Source organism: Kamptonema formosum PCC 10802, assembly GCF_000332335.1.
Lineage (GTDB): Bacteria > Cyanobacteriota > Cyanobacteriia > Cyanobacteriales > Oscillatoriaceae > Oscillatoria.
On sequence record NZ_KB235948.1, the window covers coordinates 353,435 to 368,979 of the forward strand.

A 15,545-nucleotide genomic window follows, 5' to 3' on the forward strand; every position below is an offset into this window, starting at 1 on the left:
AATCCTCCTGCAGCGGCAAACAATCCTGCTGCAGGGGCGAACAATCCTTATGCAGGGGCTAGAGGACAGGCGAGACGCCTGTCCTACGTCCTAACCTAAATGGCTACTGCTATTCTCTCGTTCCCAGGCTATTCTCTCGTTCCCAGCCTCAGGCTGGGAACGCCCTCTGGAGGCAGAGCCTCCTTCTCTGGAGGCAGAGCCTCCTTGGAAGGGAAAAGCAGGTTAAAAGCCTAACAGTTTAGTATTTTTCCCCCCGAAAAAACCCTCTGGATGCCCGGGGTTTGAACCCAAAATCCAAAATCCAAAATTCAAAATTGGTCTTAAACCGATATGTCCACTGTGCTGCAAGTGCGTCGCAAAGGGTTTGTCAACACGCCGGCAGTTGAGCGAATAGCGGTGCGCTCCCTGCGCTACCTGCAATCTGGCTTTTCCGTCCACCTGCGCGGACCTGCCGGCACCGGCAAAACCACCCTGGCGCTGCACTTAGCCGACTTGCTGGGGCGTCCAGTGCTGCTGGTATTTGGCGACGACGAGCTAAAAACCTCCGACCTGATTGGCAAAGATGCCGGTTACAGCCGCAAAAAAGTCGTCGATAACTACATTCACACCGTTGTCAAAATCGAGGACGAACTCAAAGAAAACTGGGTGGATTCCCGACTCACCCTCGCCGCCAAGGAAGGGTACACCCTAGTTTACGACGAGTTTAACCGCTCTCGCCCAGAAATGAACAACGTCCTGCTCTCGGCGCTGGAAGAGAAACTCCTCGTCCTCCCGACAAGCGGGAACCGGTCGGAATACATTCGCGTTCACCCCGACTTCCGCGCTATTTTAACCTCAAATCCGGAAGAGTACAGCGGCGTGCACAGCGCTCAAGACGCTTTGATGGACAGGGTGGTGACCGTCAATATGCCGGAACCGGACGAAAAGACCCAAACCGAGATTTTGGTGCAAAAAACCGGCATCGACCCAGACAAAGCCCTTTCGATTGTTCAGCTGGTGAGAGCATTTCGGCTGAGAGCCAGCACGGAAAAGTCTTCTGGCTTGCGGTCCTGTTTGACGCTCGCCAAAGTGTGCCGCGACCACGGGATTTCGCTGACAGCAGACAGTGACGATTTTCGGGATATTTGTGCGGACGTGCTGCTGTCTCGCACGTCCTTGAGTCAGGGCGCTGCTATAAAAATTCTGTCAGAAGTTTTGCGCGAGAGGTTGCCCGGGCATGTGAGAGAAACAGCGGCTGCCGGTGCTTTTGGCCACTCCCCCCTGCGGGAGATCGCCGCAATTGCAGCCCTGCCCACCGCCTCGGCAAACGGGGGAGAATCCCTCACCCCCCCCGCTGCGGTCGTGTCTTGGGAGGGGGAAGTTTACGCCTATTTGCAGCAGTCTGGGGGAGCGAAGATTTCTGAAATAGAGGCGGCATTGGGGATAAATCGGGTTCAAACTGCGGACGCCCTGCGAGCGCTGATTAAAAAGGGCGCAGTCCACCAGCGGGAAGACCGCAGTTTTGCCCTGAAGGCAGAGAATAATTCGTGACGGTTACGCCACAAGCGGGCAGTGAAAACCGGCCCTCTGCCGGCGGGATGACTTTTCGCCGGTCTGTCCTGAGGGGAAAACTCTTGCCGGAACGGAATTTATCCCCTATCAAAAACAAAACTCGCGGTTCGGAGTTGATATAATTCACATATAGCGAGTCTAAATCATTCGTGTAAATTTCAGAATCCCGGTTTCTTAAAGGAACCGGGGTTCTGGGCCCCAGCATTTGCGCAAATTATTTAGAACTGCTATAGGCGATAGCAGGTTAAGAGTTTGCAAGCACAAGAGTGCCGGCGCTCATGCGTAGGGGCTTGCCGGCGGTTCGCCCCTGAGGTGCGGGCAAGCCGGCAGTAGCTGAGCCGTCAAAAGGATTTTACATCTGAGATTAGCGATGAAGAATCTAGAAAGAAAAATCGATTCCCCAAACATCGATTCCCCAAACATCGATTCCCCAAACATCGATTCCTCCCAACCCCTGGTGTCCCCCCAACCCCTGCTGCCCTCCCAACCCCAGGTGGGTAGCGGGGAGGCCAACTCGAAAATGTGCGTCTGCCCCTACTGCGAGGGCACCGGCAAAGACCGTTTCGGGATCGTGTCCCCGCTCTCGACTTGCCCCGTCTGTCACGGGCGCGGGGCTCACCGGCTCTTTTTTCCCACCGTCCGCTGCGCCTACTGCCGCGCCACTGGGGTGTCCCCGATAGGTGGCAGAAATCCCTGTCTCGCCTGTGGCGGGAAGGGATTCCATTTCCAGTACCGCCGGCCCTCGCTCGACGAGCCCAAGAGTCCTCCTGAGCTGTGCCCCGCTTGCAAGGGCACCGGCACGAAGCGAAGCAACGGGTTTTATTGCTATCCCTGTCGCGGCACAGGACTCAAGCGACTGTTTTAGATTTTGGTGTCGTGCAGACCGTGGTATCAACCCCACCCCCAACCCCCTCCCCGCGCTTCGGGGAGGGGGCTAAGAGGCGGAGGCTCCTTTAATTGTACTGAAAGACTACCTCTGTCTTTCTTATTTTTGGCGTTCTCGGCGTATTGGCGGTTCCTTCTAAAAAGAAATCAATCAGACGTAATATTTCCCCGGCGAACTCGGTGACGGGAGGAGAGGCTTGTGTCCTCCGTGCTGTGCGGAGCTTTTACCGAAACACAGCGCCCGCTTAATATTCTAGCACAAAAGATTGCGAATTAGGTGCATGAGCAGGGGGAGCGGGCACCGGCACGTTTGGGGGTGCCGGTGGGTTTTCCTGCTGCTGCTGGATGTTGGCTGTCTGCGAGACAAGCTGATTTTCAATAACGGCAAGGCGATGGGTTATTTGCTGCCGGCGCTGTTCCATCATTTCCAGCTCCTGTTGCAATCGTTTTTTTTCAAGGAGCAGCTTGCAGATATCCACGCCGGCAGTCAGTTCAGACTTCTGGCGCGGCATGGTGCTAAATTTGGGGAGAGTTCTTCCGCAGGATAGCCGGTGGGACATGGGGGCTATGAATGGTGAGTGACTGCCTGTAAATTATATTATATCCGGTTGCATCCATTTTGGAAAGTAGCAGGGAGGGCATGGGGGGTGGGGCGCAGGGCATGGGGCATGGGGCACCGGCAAGTGAATTGCGGTTAATTAACCTGAGAGGATATGAGTTTTCCTTCCCGGACTTTTGCCCGGGAAGGAGAAGCGAAAGAGAAAGGTAGAGTGCAGTGAAAAGGCAGCAGGGATGTCACCACTGCGGAGGTGCCGCAAGCATTGCCAGTGCGGCGGCGGCGGGCAATGGCTTAGAGAAAAAGTATCCCTGAGCGTATTCGCAGCCGAGAGCCCTGAGCTGTGCCAGCTGCTCTTTTGTTTCCACGCCTTCGGCGACCGCATCCATGCCCAGACTGTGAGCCAGCATGACGCATGTCCGGACAATTTCGGTGCCCTCGCCCTCAACGCCGGTACGGTTGATGAAGGTGCGGTCAATTTTCAGCGTGTTGAGGGGAAATCGGTGCAGGTAGCTCAGGGATGAATAGCCGGTGCCGAAGTCATCAAGACACAGCTGAATATTGCGATCTCTGAGTTGAGACAGCATCTGGGCGGCGGATTCGGTATTGTCCACGAGGGCGCTTTCGGTGATTTCCAGCTTCAAGCAGGCGGCATCCAAGCCGGTTTCCGAGAGAATTTGGTCGATTTGTCCCACCAGGTCCGGTTGCAAAAACTGCTTGCCGGAGAGGTTGACGCTCACCGTCAGCGCCGCAGGGGCAGAGCAAAGCGCCGGCGGAGCCCCCCCATCGGCGCTGTGCCCGTCGAGCTGCCACTGGCGCAACTGCAGGCAAGCTTCCCGGAGCACCCAGGCTCCCAGGGGGAGGATGAGGCCGGTTTCTTCGGCGAGGGGGATGAACTCGGAGGGCGAGACAAAGCCCCGCTGTGGGTGAATCCAGCGCACCAGCGCCTCGAAACCGACAATCCTCAGATCGGTCAGGGAGACAATAGGCTGGTAGTAAAGCTGGAGCTCCTGGCGTTCGATAGCCCGCCGCAAGTCATTTTCCAATTGCAACTGGGCCACAGCCCGCTCGCGCATGGCCCTGTCAAACACCGCATAGCCGGCTTTGCCCCGCGCCTTGGCGTGGTACATGGCAATGTCGGCATCGCGCAGGAAGTCTGCCGAGTGGGAGGAAGGATATTGCCTGACGGGGGAATAAATTCCGCCTTCCTCAATAGCGATGCCAATGCTCGCCGTGATGAATACCTCGTGTCCGTCGAGATTGAAAGGAGCCAGAAGTTCTTTGTGGAGGAGCTCAGTTAAGTGGGTGGCGTCGCTTGCGGTGCGGATGCCTTCCAGGAGGATGACAAAATGGTCGCCCCCCAGACGCGCGACAAGGTGATTTTGAATGTTGAAGTCGGCATTTTGAAGGAATTTAGAATTGCTGAAGAACGCCTGGAGGCGGCGAGAGAAGGCAATCAGCAGGTGGTCGCCGACGGTGTGCCCCAGGCTGTCGTTGATCGTTTTAAAGCGATCGAGATCCAGGAAAAGGACGGCAAAGCCGCAATCCGCTCTCTCTTTGGCCCGCGCCACGGCCTGCCCCAGCCGAGCCATGAGCAGCGCCCGGTTGGCCAAGCCGGTGAGGGCGTCGTGAAAGGCACTGTAGATTAATTCTTCTTCTGTGATTTTGCGGTCAGTGATATCGGTTTGGACGCCGATAAAGTGAGTCAGCTGGCCCCGCTCGTTTTGCACCGGCGAAATGTGCAGTTCATTCCAAAACACCGTGCCATCTTTGCGGTAGTTGCGCACAACGATCGTGCAGTCTTTCCGCGCCCCAATCGCCGCCCGCAATTTCTTTAACCCGGGTTGCTCTGTGTCAGAGCCTTGCAGGAACCGCAAGTTGCGCCCGATCGCTTCTGCCGCCGAGTAACCCGTCAATTTCTCAAAACTGGGGTTGACGTAAACGACTGGGGTGTCTGGCAGCTGGGCGTCAGTGATCGTGATGCCGTTGCTGCTGGCGGCAATCGCTCGCTCGAACAGGCGCAAGCGCTCCTCCTGGCGCACGCGCTCGGTGATGTCGCGGGAGTTGACAACAAAGCCAACGATAGCGGAATCGTCAAGCCGGTTGCTGCCCACCGCCTCTAAACACACCCAAGATCCGTCCGCGTGGCGGTAGCGAAACTCCACTTTCACGGCTGCCCCCGGTTCTTGAATTGCCTTGGCAAAGGCACTCTTGACTGCTGGCGCGTCTTCCGGGTGGACGCAATCGAAGAGGTTTTTGCCGATTAACTGTTGGGGGGCGTACCCCAAAATTCGCTCTCCCGAAGGACTTTGATAGCGGACCGTTCCGCCGGCATCGAGAACGGTGATAATATCTGACGAGTTTTGCACCAGGGAGCGGAAACGCTCCTCACTTTTAGCGAGCGCCTCAATGGCTTTTTTCCGAGCGTCAATATTGACGGCGCTAAAATAGACGCCGCTCACCTCTCCCCGCTCGTCAAAGACCGGATTGTAGCTGATTTCAAACCAGTAGTTTTCCTTGCCAATTCCTTTTATATTCCGCTCTGTTTTGATGGACTGACCTCGCATAGATAGGCGAAAATGTCTGTCAAAACACTCTAAGCTATCGGCACACACGTATTCATAGATAGATTCTCCTTCTTGAAGGGATTTTCCCCAAATTAGTTGGGCACCGTCACTCGCTGTTCTGTTAAAAGCTTGAATTTTATAATTGCGGTCTATCAGCAAAATGCACTGCAGGCTGCTATTAAAAATAGCTCTCACGTTGGCTTCCGATTTTTTCAGAGCTGCCTCAGCCCGCACGCGGGAGGTGACATCAATCCCAACGAAAAACGCTGCCTCGCCCTGATTGGACTTCTGCGCCACCATCAGATAGTTCCGCACCTCGCCACCCACTTGTGCCGGCAGCTCGTGGCTGGTTTCGCTGGCGGAACTGGCAAAAAACTGGCGCACAAATTCGCAAAAGTCTCGGCTGGCTCCGAGAAACCCAATGCTCTGGCCGACAAAGGCTGCGGGAGGCAAGCGGTAAAGGGCGGCTAAATGCCTGTTAACCCCCAGGTAGCGCAAATCTGAGCCAATCCAAGAAACAATCCCGGGCACGGCATCCAAAATCGTTTGCAGCCGGTCTTCGGCCTGGAGGAGCGCCTCCTGTTGCAGGAGACGCTCTGTGATGTCCCTGAGGACGACCTGTGAGGCAGGTTGCCCCTGATAGGTGATGGCGGTACTGGCTATCTCGACGATTTTAGAGTTGATCTTCTGGATTTTAGATTCGAGATTGGGGAGAAAATCGGACACCGGCTTGCCTGTGAGTTCCGAGCTGCCGGTGGCACCGAGCAGTCTGGCACCGGCAGGATTGATGTAGACTAATTGGCCTTGCTGGCAGAGGAGCGTCGCGTCTGGAGAGAGTTCTACCAGCAGGCGATAGCGCTCCTCGCTTTCTGCAAGCGACTGTAGGGCGAGCACGCGCTCCGCGATCTCGCAGAACGCGCCCAAGATCGCTGGCTCATTATTGAAGATCAGGGGCTGCAGCGACACGGCAACCCAGAAGGGGGTGCCGTCCGCTTTCTTGACGCGCAACTCCCAGTTGCGAACCGCCCCATCCCGCTTCAGCGCCTCTAGCAGAAGCCGCCGCTCAGCCGGCTCCCAGTAGAAGTCCGGTTTCGGGCGTCCAATCAATTCCCGGGAGGAAAGCCCGAAGGTTTGGCCAAATCGCTCGTTTGCGTACAAGACGATCCCGTCCGCTAGACGGCTTATCGCCACCGGCACCGGCATCAATTCTACGACGGAGCACACGGAGGGCACTTCGCACCTCCTGCATCGCTCCACCCGTCCTGTTACCTCTGCTGCCGGCATTGCTCCTGCGCCACGGCTCTCGCTCATTGGTTGTGCCAGTTGTAAGTTTACCTGTCTCACTTGCCTCAGTTGCGCGACCCCGTTGGGCCGGCCCGATAGGTCAGCTATCTGTGGGTTTGAACACATTGCTTTCCCCCCAGTTCAGCGCTAGCTTTTAACATGTTGTGAGTAATTTTAGTATTTTATCCCGCAATATTAAAAAAAACTTAAACTTTCTTTAAGTTTAAATTAAAAGTTTGTTGTAATCAAGCTTGTGGTAATTTTTCTTAAAAATACCTGCTATAGGATAGCTCTATGTATGGGGGCGGGTGCGGCTGGACGCTGGGCGAGGGCATGGGGAATGGGGCATGGGGAATGGGGCAGCGGGTAAGTAGGGGCGGGTTCACCCAAGAGGTCTCTGGGTTTTACCAGATGTTAGTAAACCCGCCCCCACCAGCTTTTGCCCATCGCCCACTGCGATGATGCCCCATCGCCCACTGCGATGATGCCCCATCGCCCACTGCCCAATCCCCAATGACACTTGCCACAAACCCTGACTCTAAGCGCACAATTGTCCTGAGACGATCTGTACAGAGCTAAAAGATGCTGGAATCTTATCGCAAACACCTTGCTGAGCGGGCGGCGCTGGGCATCCCGCCCCTGCCCCTATCTCCAGGGCAGACATCCGAGCTGTGCGAGCTGCTGAAAAACCCACCGGCGCTTGAAGAAGAGACGCTGCTGCACTTGCTGCGCGATCGTGTCCCTCCAGGCGTGGATCGAGCCGCTTACGTCAAAGCCGGTTTTCTCACCGCTGTCGCCAATGGCGAAACCCACTGCCCCCTGATTTCTCCCCAGGGTGCCGTGCAACTCCTGGGCACAATGGCCGGTGGCTACAACGTGCAGTCCCTGATTGCCCTGCTCCAGTCGAGCGACCCTGCTATAGCCGCCTCAGCAGCAGCCGCCCTGAGCAAAACCCTGCTGGTGTTTGACGCCTTTCACGATGTCCTCAACTTGTCGGATACCAACCCCTACGCCAAGCAGGTGATTGACTCCTGGGCGGCAGCGGAGTGGTTCACCAGCCGGCCCAAACTGCCGGAAGCCATCACCGTCACGGTATTCAAAGTCCCGGGAGAGACGAACACCGATGACCTGTCACCGGCAACCCACGCCCCCACCCGCCCCGACATTCCGCTGCACGCCTTGGCCATGCTGGAAAGCCGCATGCCCGGGGCGCTGCAAACCATCGCCCAGCTGAAGGGAAAAGGCCATCCCGTGGCCTATGTGGGCGATGTGGTCGGCACCGGCTCCTCCCGCAAGTCCGCCATTAACTCCGTCCTGTGGCACATCGGCGAGGATATCCCCTGCGTGCCCAACAAGCGGTCTGGGGGCTACATTTTGGGAAGTACGATCGCCCCGATCTTCTTCAACACCGCCGAAGATGCCGGTGCTCTCCCCATCCAGTGCGATGTCACCCAGATGGAAACCGGCATGGCAGTTACCATCCATCCTTATAAAGGTGAAATCACTAACGAAGCTGGGGAAGTCATTTCCACCTTCACCCTCAAACCGGACACCATTTTTGACGAAGTGCGTGCCGGCGGGCGGATTCCCCTGCTGATCGGGCGCGCGCTCACCGACAAAACCCGCCAAGCCCTCGGTTTCGAGCCGAGCACCGCTTTCATCCGCCCTCAAGCGCCAGCAGATACCAACAAGGGCTACACCCTGGCTCAAAAAATGGTCGGGAAAGCTTGCGGGCTTCCTGGCGTGCGCCCCGGCACGTCTTGCGAGCCGGGGATGACCACGGTTGGCTCTCAGGATACCACCGGTCCGATGACGCGGGACGAACTCAAAGAACTCGCCTGTCTGGGATTCAGCGCCGATTTGGTGATGCAGAGTTTTTGCCACACCGCTGCCTATCCCAAGCCGGTGGATATAAAAGTTCACCACGAACTTCCTGACTTTTTTGCCTCTCGCGGCGGCGTCGCCTTGCGCCCGGGGGATGGGATTATCCACTCTTGGCTGAACCGGATGCTGCTGCCAGATACCGTAGGAACCGGCGGCGACTCGCACACCCGTTTTCCCCTGGGGATTTCTTTCCCTGCCGGTTCGGGGCTGGTGGCGTTTGCTGCTGCTTTGGGGGTGATGCCGCTGGATATGCCGGAATCGGTGCTCGTGCGGTTCAAGGGTGAGCTGCAACCGGGCATCACGCTGCGGGATATTGTGAATGCGATTCCCTATGTGGCGATTCAGAAAGGTCTGCTGACGGTGGAGAAGAAGAACAAGAAGAATATCTTCGCCGGTCGGATTATGGAGATTGAGGGCTTGCCCGATTTGAAGGTGGAGCAAGCGTTTGAGCTGACGGATGCCACGGCTGAGCGCTCTTGTGCCGGCTGCACGATTAAGTTGGGCGTGGGGACGGTTGCGGAGTATTTGCGGTCGAATGTGGCGCTGCTGAAAAATATGGTAGCGCGGGGATATCAGGACGCTCGCACTATCATGCGCCGCGTGGCGAAGATGGAGGAGTGGCTGGCGAATCCCGTGCTGCTGGAAGCAGATGCGGATGCGGAGTATGCAGAGGTTATTGAGATTGATTTGAGTGAGATCAAGGAGCCGATTGTTGCGGCTCCGAATGACCCGGATAATGTGAAGTTGCTGTCCGAGGTGGCGGGCGATCGCATTGATGAGGTGTTTGTCGGCTCTTGCATGACGAATATCGGTCACTACCGGGCGACAGGAAAAGTGCTTGCCGGTGAGCCGCCGGTGAGTGTGCGCTTGTGGATTTGCCCTCCGACGCGGATGGATGAGCACCAGCTGAAGGAGGAGGGTTACTACGCGATTTTTGGGACTGCCGGTGCGCGGACAGAGGTTCCCGGTTGCAGTTTGTGCATGGGGAATCAGGCGCGTGTGGGAGATGGCGTGACGGTGTTTTCGACTTCGACGCGCAATTTCAACAACCGCATGGGCAAGGATGCGCGAGTTTATCTCGGTTCTGCTGAGCTGGCGGCGGTTTGTGCGCTGTTGGGGCGGGTTCCAACGGTGCAGGAATATCTCGATGTTGTCGGGAAGAAGATTGAGCCTTTGGCTGGGGATTTGTATCGGTATTTGAATTTCGACCAGATTGCCGGTTTTGAGGATGAAGGTCGTGTTGTGCCTGTTGATCAAATGCCCCGCATTGAGGATATTTTGGGGATGCCGGCTGCTGCGCGATAGTGCGTGATGCCGGTGGTTTGATGGCGACTATAGCGGCGGAATTTATTCTGCCGCTACACAAACTAAGCCCGCCTGCGCGGGCTTTTTTTTGCCTTTAGGAATGGGGACAAATCCTAACGCCGCGTCTCCTATATATAGCAGCAGTCATATTGGTTAAGACGTAGGACAGGCGTCTCGCCTGTCCCAGAAACCTTGAGGGCAGGCGAGACGCTTGCCCTGAATATCTAATGTTATAACCTAAGTGCATACTGCTATATTGCCTGAAATTGCCGACTGTGAAGTGCGGCGGGAATTGAGCCGTGCCGGTAAGGTGGCAGGCATCCAACGACTCGACGAACTCAAAGCTACTGTTAGATACCTTCCCCTTTCTACCGCAATAATGCTGAAGGCGGCTGAGTTGTGGGCTGAGGCGCGAAAGAGGGGAAAACCAACTGCAGATCCCAAGGAACTTGATGGGGATGTGATTCTGGCGGCTCAGGCTACATTGGTTGCGGCTGAGGGGAATGAGGTTGTGATTGCGACGACAAATGTGGGGCATTTGTCGCAATTTGTGGATGCTCGTGAGTGGCGGCTGATATAGTCAGGCTCAAGTGGTGGGTGAGGTTGTGCGAGAGTGGTTGCGGATGGGAGGGGGCGAGAGCGCCTCATCCTTTTTTGGAGGCACTACCGGCTTCCCCCGCATCCGGGTGGAAGAGACGGGTGGGGCTTTAGCCCAACTACAAACTTTTGGGCTTTAGCCCAACTACAAACTTTTGGGCTTTAGCCCAACTACAAACTTTTGGGCTTTAGCCCAACTACAAACTTTTGGGCTTTAGCCCAACTACAAACTTTTGGGCTTTAGCCCAACTACAAACTTTTGGGCTTTAGCCCAACTACGAACTTTTGGGCTTTAGCCCAACTACGAACTTTTGGGCTTTAGCCCAACTACGAACTTTTGGGCTTTAGCTTTAAATTCCGCATAGGCTTCATTAACCTTCTGGACAACTTCCAGAGCCTTCTGCTGGCGTTGAGGGCTGTCCCAAAAACGGTCGGGATGCCATTTTTTCACAAACTCCCTGTACGCCTGTTTCACCTCCTTGTGGGAAGCGCCCGGTTGCACCCCGAGAACTTGGTACAAGCGACTGATTTTGTCACTCACCGGCTGGCTCTGTCCCAGATTACTTCTCGACGCTGCGCCCTGCTGCCCAGTCAGAACCCCTTTATTGCGCAGTTCTTGTTTGAGCTTTGCCACTTCCGCATCAATTTCGAGAGCGATAAACTTGCGTTCCAAACTGTCCATTAGTTTATATGTCTCATCCCTTAAATTTTCTAAAATTATAGCGCTTCTCATATTAGTGAGGTTCTGAGAAACCGGGGTTCTCAGGCATAGTTCATCCAACTGAGATCCGCTCTATAGCTCACTCAAATCCTTGCAATTTCTCTCTCTTCTCTGGGCGATCCTTCACGGGGGCGGTTTATAAACAGGACTTACGCAGGGACACTTAATGTGGTGTGGGGTGGGTTACGCTATCGCTAACCCACCCTACTTAAATAAGGGGGAGGGGGCTACTCAGCCAAGCTCGCCCTCACCGACTCCAACTCCTGAGTCAAATTATCCACTAAATTGCGCGCGAACTCCAGCTGGTGGCGCTGGTTAACAATCTCCACCGGCTCCTCAGACACATTAAAACTAATCACCTTCCCAACCTTTTCCTCATATTCGCGAAGCGCCGAGAAAGCGTCAGTGCTGAAGCGAGTCAGATAGTTCTCAGCCGCCTTAGCGTAAGCTTCTTGTACCTGACTCAGATAAGAGGCTGAAGTTGAAGGTTCGGGCGTTTCTGGCTCTCCAGCCTGATTGAGGAGATAAGCAGCACCGGCAGCCACAGCCGCACCAACCGGCCCACCTAAAACCCAACCCAGCCCAGTCGCAATCGCCACCGGCGCAGCGCCACTCGACGACGACTTAGAAGCCGCTGGCGGAGGCGGTAGCAACACTTCTGGAGCGCCAGGAAATGGTATAATTAGATCGCCCGGATGCTGGCGATTGAAAAACTGGCAAGCCTTATTCACCCAGCTGACAATTGCCTGCTGCTGTGCTATAATCTCCTGCCGGAATCGCCCGCTTTCCCAAGTGCTAAACTCACCTTGCTGCAGCGCCGCCGCCAGTTCAGATTGAAAGCCATCTATAAGTTTTGGCAAGTACAGCCAGCTCTGAAAATCAGAGACACTCCCTTCAAACCCCTGTTTAATCAGTTTCTCCGCCCTTTGCTGAATCTGAATCTTAGCATTGCGCTTGTCTTCAGCCGCTCGCAAGCCGGTGGCGATCGCGTCCACCTTGGCGCGCAGCGCGTCGCGCACCTGAGTTCCGCTGGCGATCGCGCGGGGGAGCCGGCTTGCCGTCTTCTCTTTTTCCACCGCCACAATACTTTGCAGCGCCGATTCAAACATCCCGAATCCCGTCACCTGTAAGGCAGACATATCTCCTTTCAGCCACGCTCTCAAAGCCGGCAGGGCGTCAACCCGATACAGGTTGCTGATATTATTCGGCAGTTGTGAGCGAAAACTTTCCGCCACAAAACGCATGCGGTTGCTAACTTCTTTTTGCTCTTCAGTTTCCAGCAAATTCATGAAATTGACCGCAAACACAACCGTTTTAATCCCCCGGTCAAGCAGCCAATCTCGCAGGTTTTCCCGCTCGCCCAAGGTCATGAGCTTGCGAGCGTCTAGCACCTGAACCACCAAATCTGCAGTTAGCAGTTGGTCGCGCACCAAATTATCTTGGGCTTCCCGGTCATTCGTACCCGGCAGATCCAGCAGTTCCACACCCGTTTGCAGGAAGGGATGCGGGCAAAAAACCTCGACAGATGCCACATCGCCGCGCATCCGTCTTTGCTCGTCCAGGATAGCGTATTCCTTGAGTACCTCAGTGCCGGCTTTGCTAATTTCCGTGCCATCTGTTAGGACAATCCGAGTGTGCGGCGCGTCGCCATACCGGACACGAATCGCAGCGCCGGTGGTGGGAATCAAATCGATGGGTAAGGTGCGGGTTCCCAGCAAGGCATTGAGCAGGGTTGATTTGCCGTAATTGAACGGGCCAAATACAGCAATCCGAAAGATTGGACTTGCGAGGTGGTCGCATATTGATGTGACATCCCGATAAAGCTGTGAGGTTTTGTCGAGTTCCAGCACGCCGAGTGCGGATTTAAGGGTAGTTACAAGGTTCTGATAGGATTCCTGCCGGTGCATAGTGCTTTTACCACACCCTCCAAAGTGATATTTCTAGAATCTGGGAAATTTAAAATTAAAAACTGAATAGGACGGCTGTCCCACTCCCGGGACAGGCGGGATGCCTGTCCTGCGCCCCGATGCCGGTCTTCAGCTCAAAGATACCAGGAATTCCTGATAAGCCGTGTCAACACTTCGCGCTTCCGAAAAAACATCAGCCTCCAACTTCTTCAGGCGCTGCAATTCCGCCCCGCGATTGATTTCATAAGACTCCTTTTGCTTGAGCAGATTGTCTAGCTCCGCCTTCCGCGCCGAAATGTCATCATTCACCCGATTCATAACTTCGCGTTCGTAAGCGTCAAAGCACTCCTGCACCGCACTGTTAATAGGCTGCCACTGCTCTTGAGCCACCTGAGGCAAATGTTTCACCAGCTCTTTCTTGAGAGCCTTCACCAATTCTTTGCGGGCTTGATCCGCTTGCAGCACACCCATTCCCAGCCCCAGCAGCGCCAGCGCAAGAGGTCCCATCATCACCCCGAAAACCGAAGCCGCAATCACTGAAATACTGGTCACAGTCAGGAAATTCAGCATAATATTTTTCCAGTCAAAACCGGCACCCGCCAGCGCCACACCGGCAAAGTTCCCCGACGCCAGAGAAATCAGCCCCATTGCCCACCGCGCCCAGCCCGGAGAATCATCCTCCCCAGAAGTGCTCCCCCCGACAGCAATCTTTTGCCCCGTCAGCTTCTCCGTAATCTTGTCCGTCACCTGCGCGTAGGAAGCCCCATAGTTCGCCGCACTTTTCGACAGCCCGAGGAAAGCCGCATCCATCTCCCGCTGAGCCGTCAGACTCCACTCAGCAAACTTGTCATTCACATACCGATCGAATGCCTCACCGAGGGCTTTCTCAAACGCTTTCCGTTTCCCGGCATCAAAGAACTCCATCAGCCGCAACTCGGGCTGGTAGCGCAAGAAATCCGTTTCAAAGCTATTCCCCAAATTCAGGACATAAGTGCGAAAAGAATCAGCAATCCCTCTCGCCTTGCTGTCCCGCACTGTTCTAATCTCGTCTTTAAACTGGTCGCGAATATTTGCCAGTTTGTTAAACTCCGGCTCAACCGAGCTAATCCTCTGCTTCAATTCATTGACATCCTGGTCAAGTAATGGCAGCCGGCGCTCAATCGCTTCCCGCACGCGGGCGGAAGTCTGGCGCGCCAGAGTGCGCGCTTGCCGAAATTCCGAAATTGCCCGCTCCTTCGTCAAAAACGTGTTGAGTGCGCCGAGAAACTCTTGGAACCCAGTCCCCGCCAGAGAAGCAGAAGCATCCTTCAGCCGCCGGCGCAGCGCTTTAATTGCCGAAATCTCAAACACCCGCTCATCATAAATATCCTGCCCGTCCACCACGCAATATTCAGCCAGGTTAGCTTTAAAGACTTGCCGCAGCCGGTGTTCCGCTGCTTGCAATTCTTCCTCGTCATCAGGGTCAATCAAACTCTCCCGCACCTGGTCCCACGCATTAATCAGAAAGAAAACACTCAACCCCCGCCCTTTGATATAATTTTCCAGATAGCGGCGCTCTCCCAGCGTGCAGGGTTGCGACGCCCTCAGCACAAACAGGATGGCGTGGCAATTGTTAATATACCCCAGGGATAGCTCGTTGCGCGCCTCCGTATCATTGAGTCCGGGACTGTCCACAATTTCCACCCCCTTTTCCAGGAGAGAAAGAGGGTACTCCACCACAGCGCAGTCAACGTCGGGAAAGGCTTGCCGCTTCTCTTGCTCCAGCTTCTTTGCCTCAGCGGGGTCAATAGTGTAATCCTGCTTAAAGCTTTTAAAGTCCGTCTCTTTCGGGCTTTTGCCATCGTTAAAGTAAACCGTCACTTTCTTCTCCGCCCCATAGCGCAAAACCGTGAGCAGCGCCGTGCAGGGATTGACGTCAGACGGCAACAAGTTCTCGCCGATTAAAGCATTTAGAAACGTACTCTTCCCCCGCTTCATATCCCCTAACACCAGGAGCCGGAACACACCCTGCCGCAAATTATTGCTGGCGGCGGTGATATCTTCTATCTCTCTTTCTAAACCCAGTTCCCCAGAAGTCTGCTTTCCTTCGGCTTCGGCTCGCTGTATGGTTTCAGCCATCCCGCCCAGACACCGCGCCACTTCAGAGCGCACTCGGGCCACTTTTTCCAAATCGCTGAGGAAATTTTCCGTTTCTATTTTGTAACTCATCTTTGTTGCATTTAGGGTAAAGAAACCCGGTTTCTCCCAGAAACCGGGTTTCTGGCTACCGGTGAACAAACCCGGTTTCT

The 15,545-nt window shown here is 55.3% G+C and carries 9 protein-coding genes; 4 read left to right on the forward strand and 5 right to left on the reverse strand.

Annotated elements, in window-relative coordinates; all coding sequences use genetic code 11:
- Window positions 1-330 precede the first annotated feature (330 nt).
- Window positions 331-1,530 carry a gas vesicle protein GvpN gene (gene gvpN / locus OSC10802_RS0101560; RefSeq protein WP_017715028.1) on the forward strand — a complete coding sequence of 400 codons (1,200 nt, stop codon included), beginning with the start codon at window positions 331-333 and terminating at the stop codon, window positions 1,528-1,530.
- Window positions 1,531-1,930: 400 nt separating this feature from the next.
- Here gvpN and OSC10802_RS47285 read toward each other — a convergent pair whose 3' ends face one another.
- A complete protein-coding gene (locus OSC10802_RS47285) occupies window positions 1,931-2,275 on the reverse strand; it encodes a hypothetical protein (RefSeq protein WP_026098074.1) in 345 nt (114 codons plus the stop codon).
- Window positions 2,276-2,717: 442 nt separating this feature from the next.
- On the opposite strand from OSC10802_RS47285, the gene OSC10802_RS48570 reads away from it, so the two are divergent.
- The gene (locus tag OSC10802_RS48570) at window positions 2,718-2,984 is read left to right on the forward strand and encodes a hypothetical protein (RefSeq protein ID WP_155967295.1); all 267 of its coding nucleotides are present in this window, start codon (window positions 2,718-2,720) and stop codon (window positions 2,982-2,984) included.
- A gap of 247 nt (window positions 2,985-3,231) precedes the next feature.
- Here the strand turns inward: OSC10802_RS48570 and OSC10802_RS43815 are convergent, their stop codons facing one another.
- Window positions 3,232-6,870, reverse strand: a complete 3,639-nt coding sequence (locus tag OSC10802_RS43815) for a sensor domain-containing protein (protein WP_198525038.1) — start codon at window positions 6,868-6,870, stop codon at window positions 3,232-3,234.
- Window positions 6,871-7,425: 555 nt separating this feature from the next.
- Between OSC10802_RS43815 and acnB the strand changes: the two genes are divergently transcribed.
- Both acnB and OSC10802_RS38245 read left to right on the forward strand, forming a co-directional pair.
- Complete coding sequence (gene acnB / locus OSC10802_RS0101580) at window positions 7,426-10,032, forward strand: bifunctional aconitate hydratase 2/2-methylisocitrate dehydratase (protein ID WP_017715032.1); 2,607 nt, start codon at window positions 7,426-7,428, stop codon at window positions 10,030-10,032.
- A gap of 241 nt (window positions 10,033-10,273) precedes the next feature.
- Complete coding sequence (locus tag OSC10802_RS38245; RefSeq protein WP_063711954.1) at window positions 10,274-10,612, forward strand: type II toxin-antitoxin system VapC family toxin; 339 nt, start codon at window positions 10,274-10,276, stop codon at window positions 10,610-10,612.
- A 318-nt stretch (window positions 10,613-10,930) separates the two neighbouring features.
- Here OSC10802_RS38245 and OSC10802_RS0101590 read toward each other — a convergent pair whose 3' ends face one another.
- The 3 genes from OSC10802_RS0101590 to OSC10802_RS0101600 form a co-directional block, all read right to left on the reverse strand.
- Entirely contained in the window at window positions 10,931-11,362 is a 432-nt protein-coding gene (locus tag OSC10802_RS0101590) for a J domain-containing protein (RefSeq protein WP_082218225.1), read from the reverse strand.
- Window positions 11,363-11,577: 215 nt separating this feature from the next.
- Entirely contained in the window at window positions 11,578-13,257 is a 1,680-nt protein-coding gene (locus tag OSC10802_RS0101595; protein ID WP_017715035.1) for a dynamin family protein, read from the reverse strand.
- Window positions 13,258-13,386: 129 nt separating this feature from the next.
- Window positions 13,387-15,465 (reverse strand): dynamin family protein, encoded by a 2,079-nt coding sequence (locus OSC10802_RS0101600; RefSeq protein ID WP_017715036.1) that lies wholly within the window; start codon window positions 15,463-15,465, stop codon window positions 13,387-13,389.
- Window positions 15,466-15,545 lie beyond the last annotated feature (80 nt).

Bases quoted from the DNA above. Each gene is read 5' to 3' on its own strand.
- OSC10802_RS47285 (WP_026098074.1), bottom strand. From the start codon at position 2,275: ATGGAATCCCTTCCCGCCACAGGCGAGACAGGGATTTCTGCCACCTAT.
- OSC10802_RS43815 (WP_198525038.1), bottom strand. From the start codon at position 6,870: ATGAGCGAGAGCCGTGGCGCAGGAGCAATGCCGGCAGCAGAGGTAACA.
- OSC10802_RS48570 (WP_155967295.1), top strand. From the start codon at position 2,718: ATGAGCAGGGGGAGCGGGCACCGGCACGTTTGGGGGTGCCGGTGGGTT.
- OSC10802_RS0101595 (WP_017715035.1), bottom strand. From the start codon at position 13,257: ATGCACCGGCAGGAATCCTATCAGAACCTTGTAACTACCCTTAAATCC.
- OSC10802_RS0101600 (WP_017715036.1), bottom strand. From the start codon at position 15,465: ATGAGTTACAAAATAGAAACGGAAAATTTCCTCAGCGATTTGGAAAAA.
- gvpN (WP_017715028.1), top strand. From the start codon at position 331: ATGTCCACTGTGCTGCAAGTGCGTCGCAAAGGGTTTGTCAACACGCCG.
- OSC10802_RS0101590 (WP_082218225.1), bottom strand. From the start codon at position 11,362: ATGAGAAGCGCTATAATTTTAGAAAATTTAAGGGATGAGACATATAAA.
- acnB (WP_017715032.1), top strand. From the start codon at position 7,426: ATGCTGGAATCTTATCGCAAACACCTTGCTGAGCGGGCGGCGCTGGGC.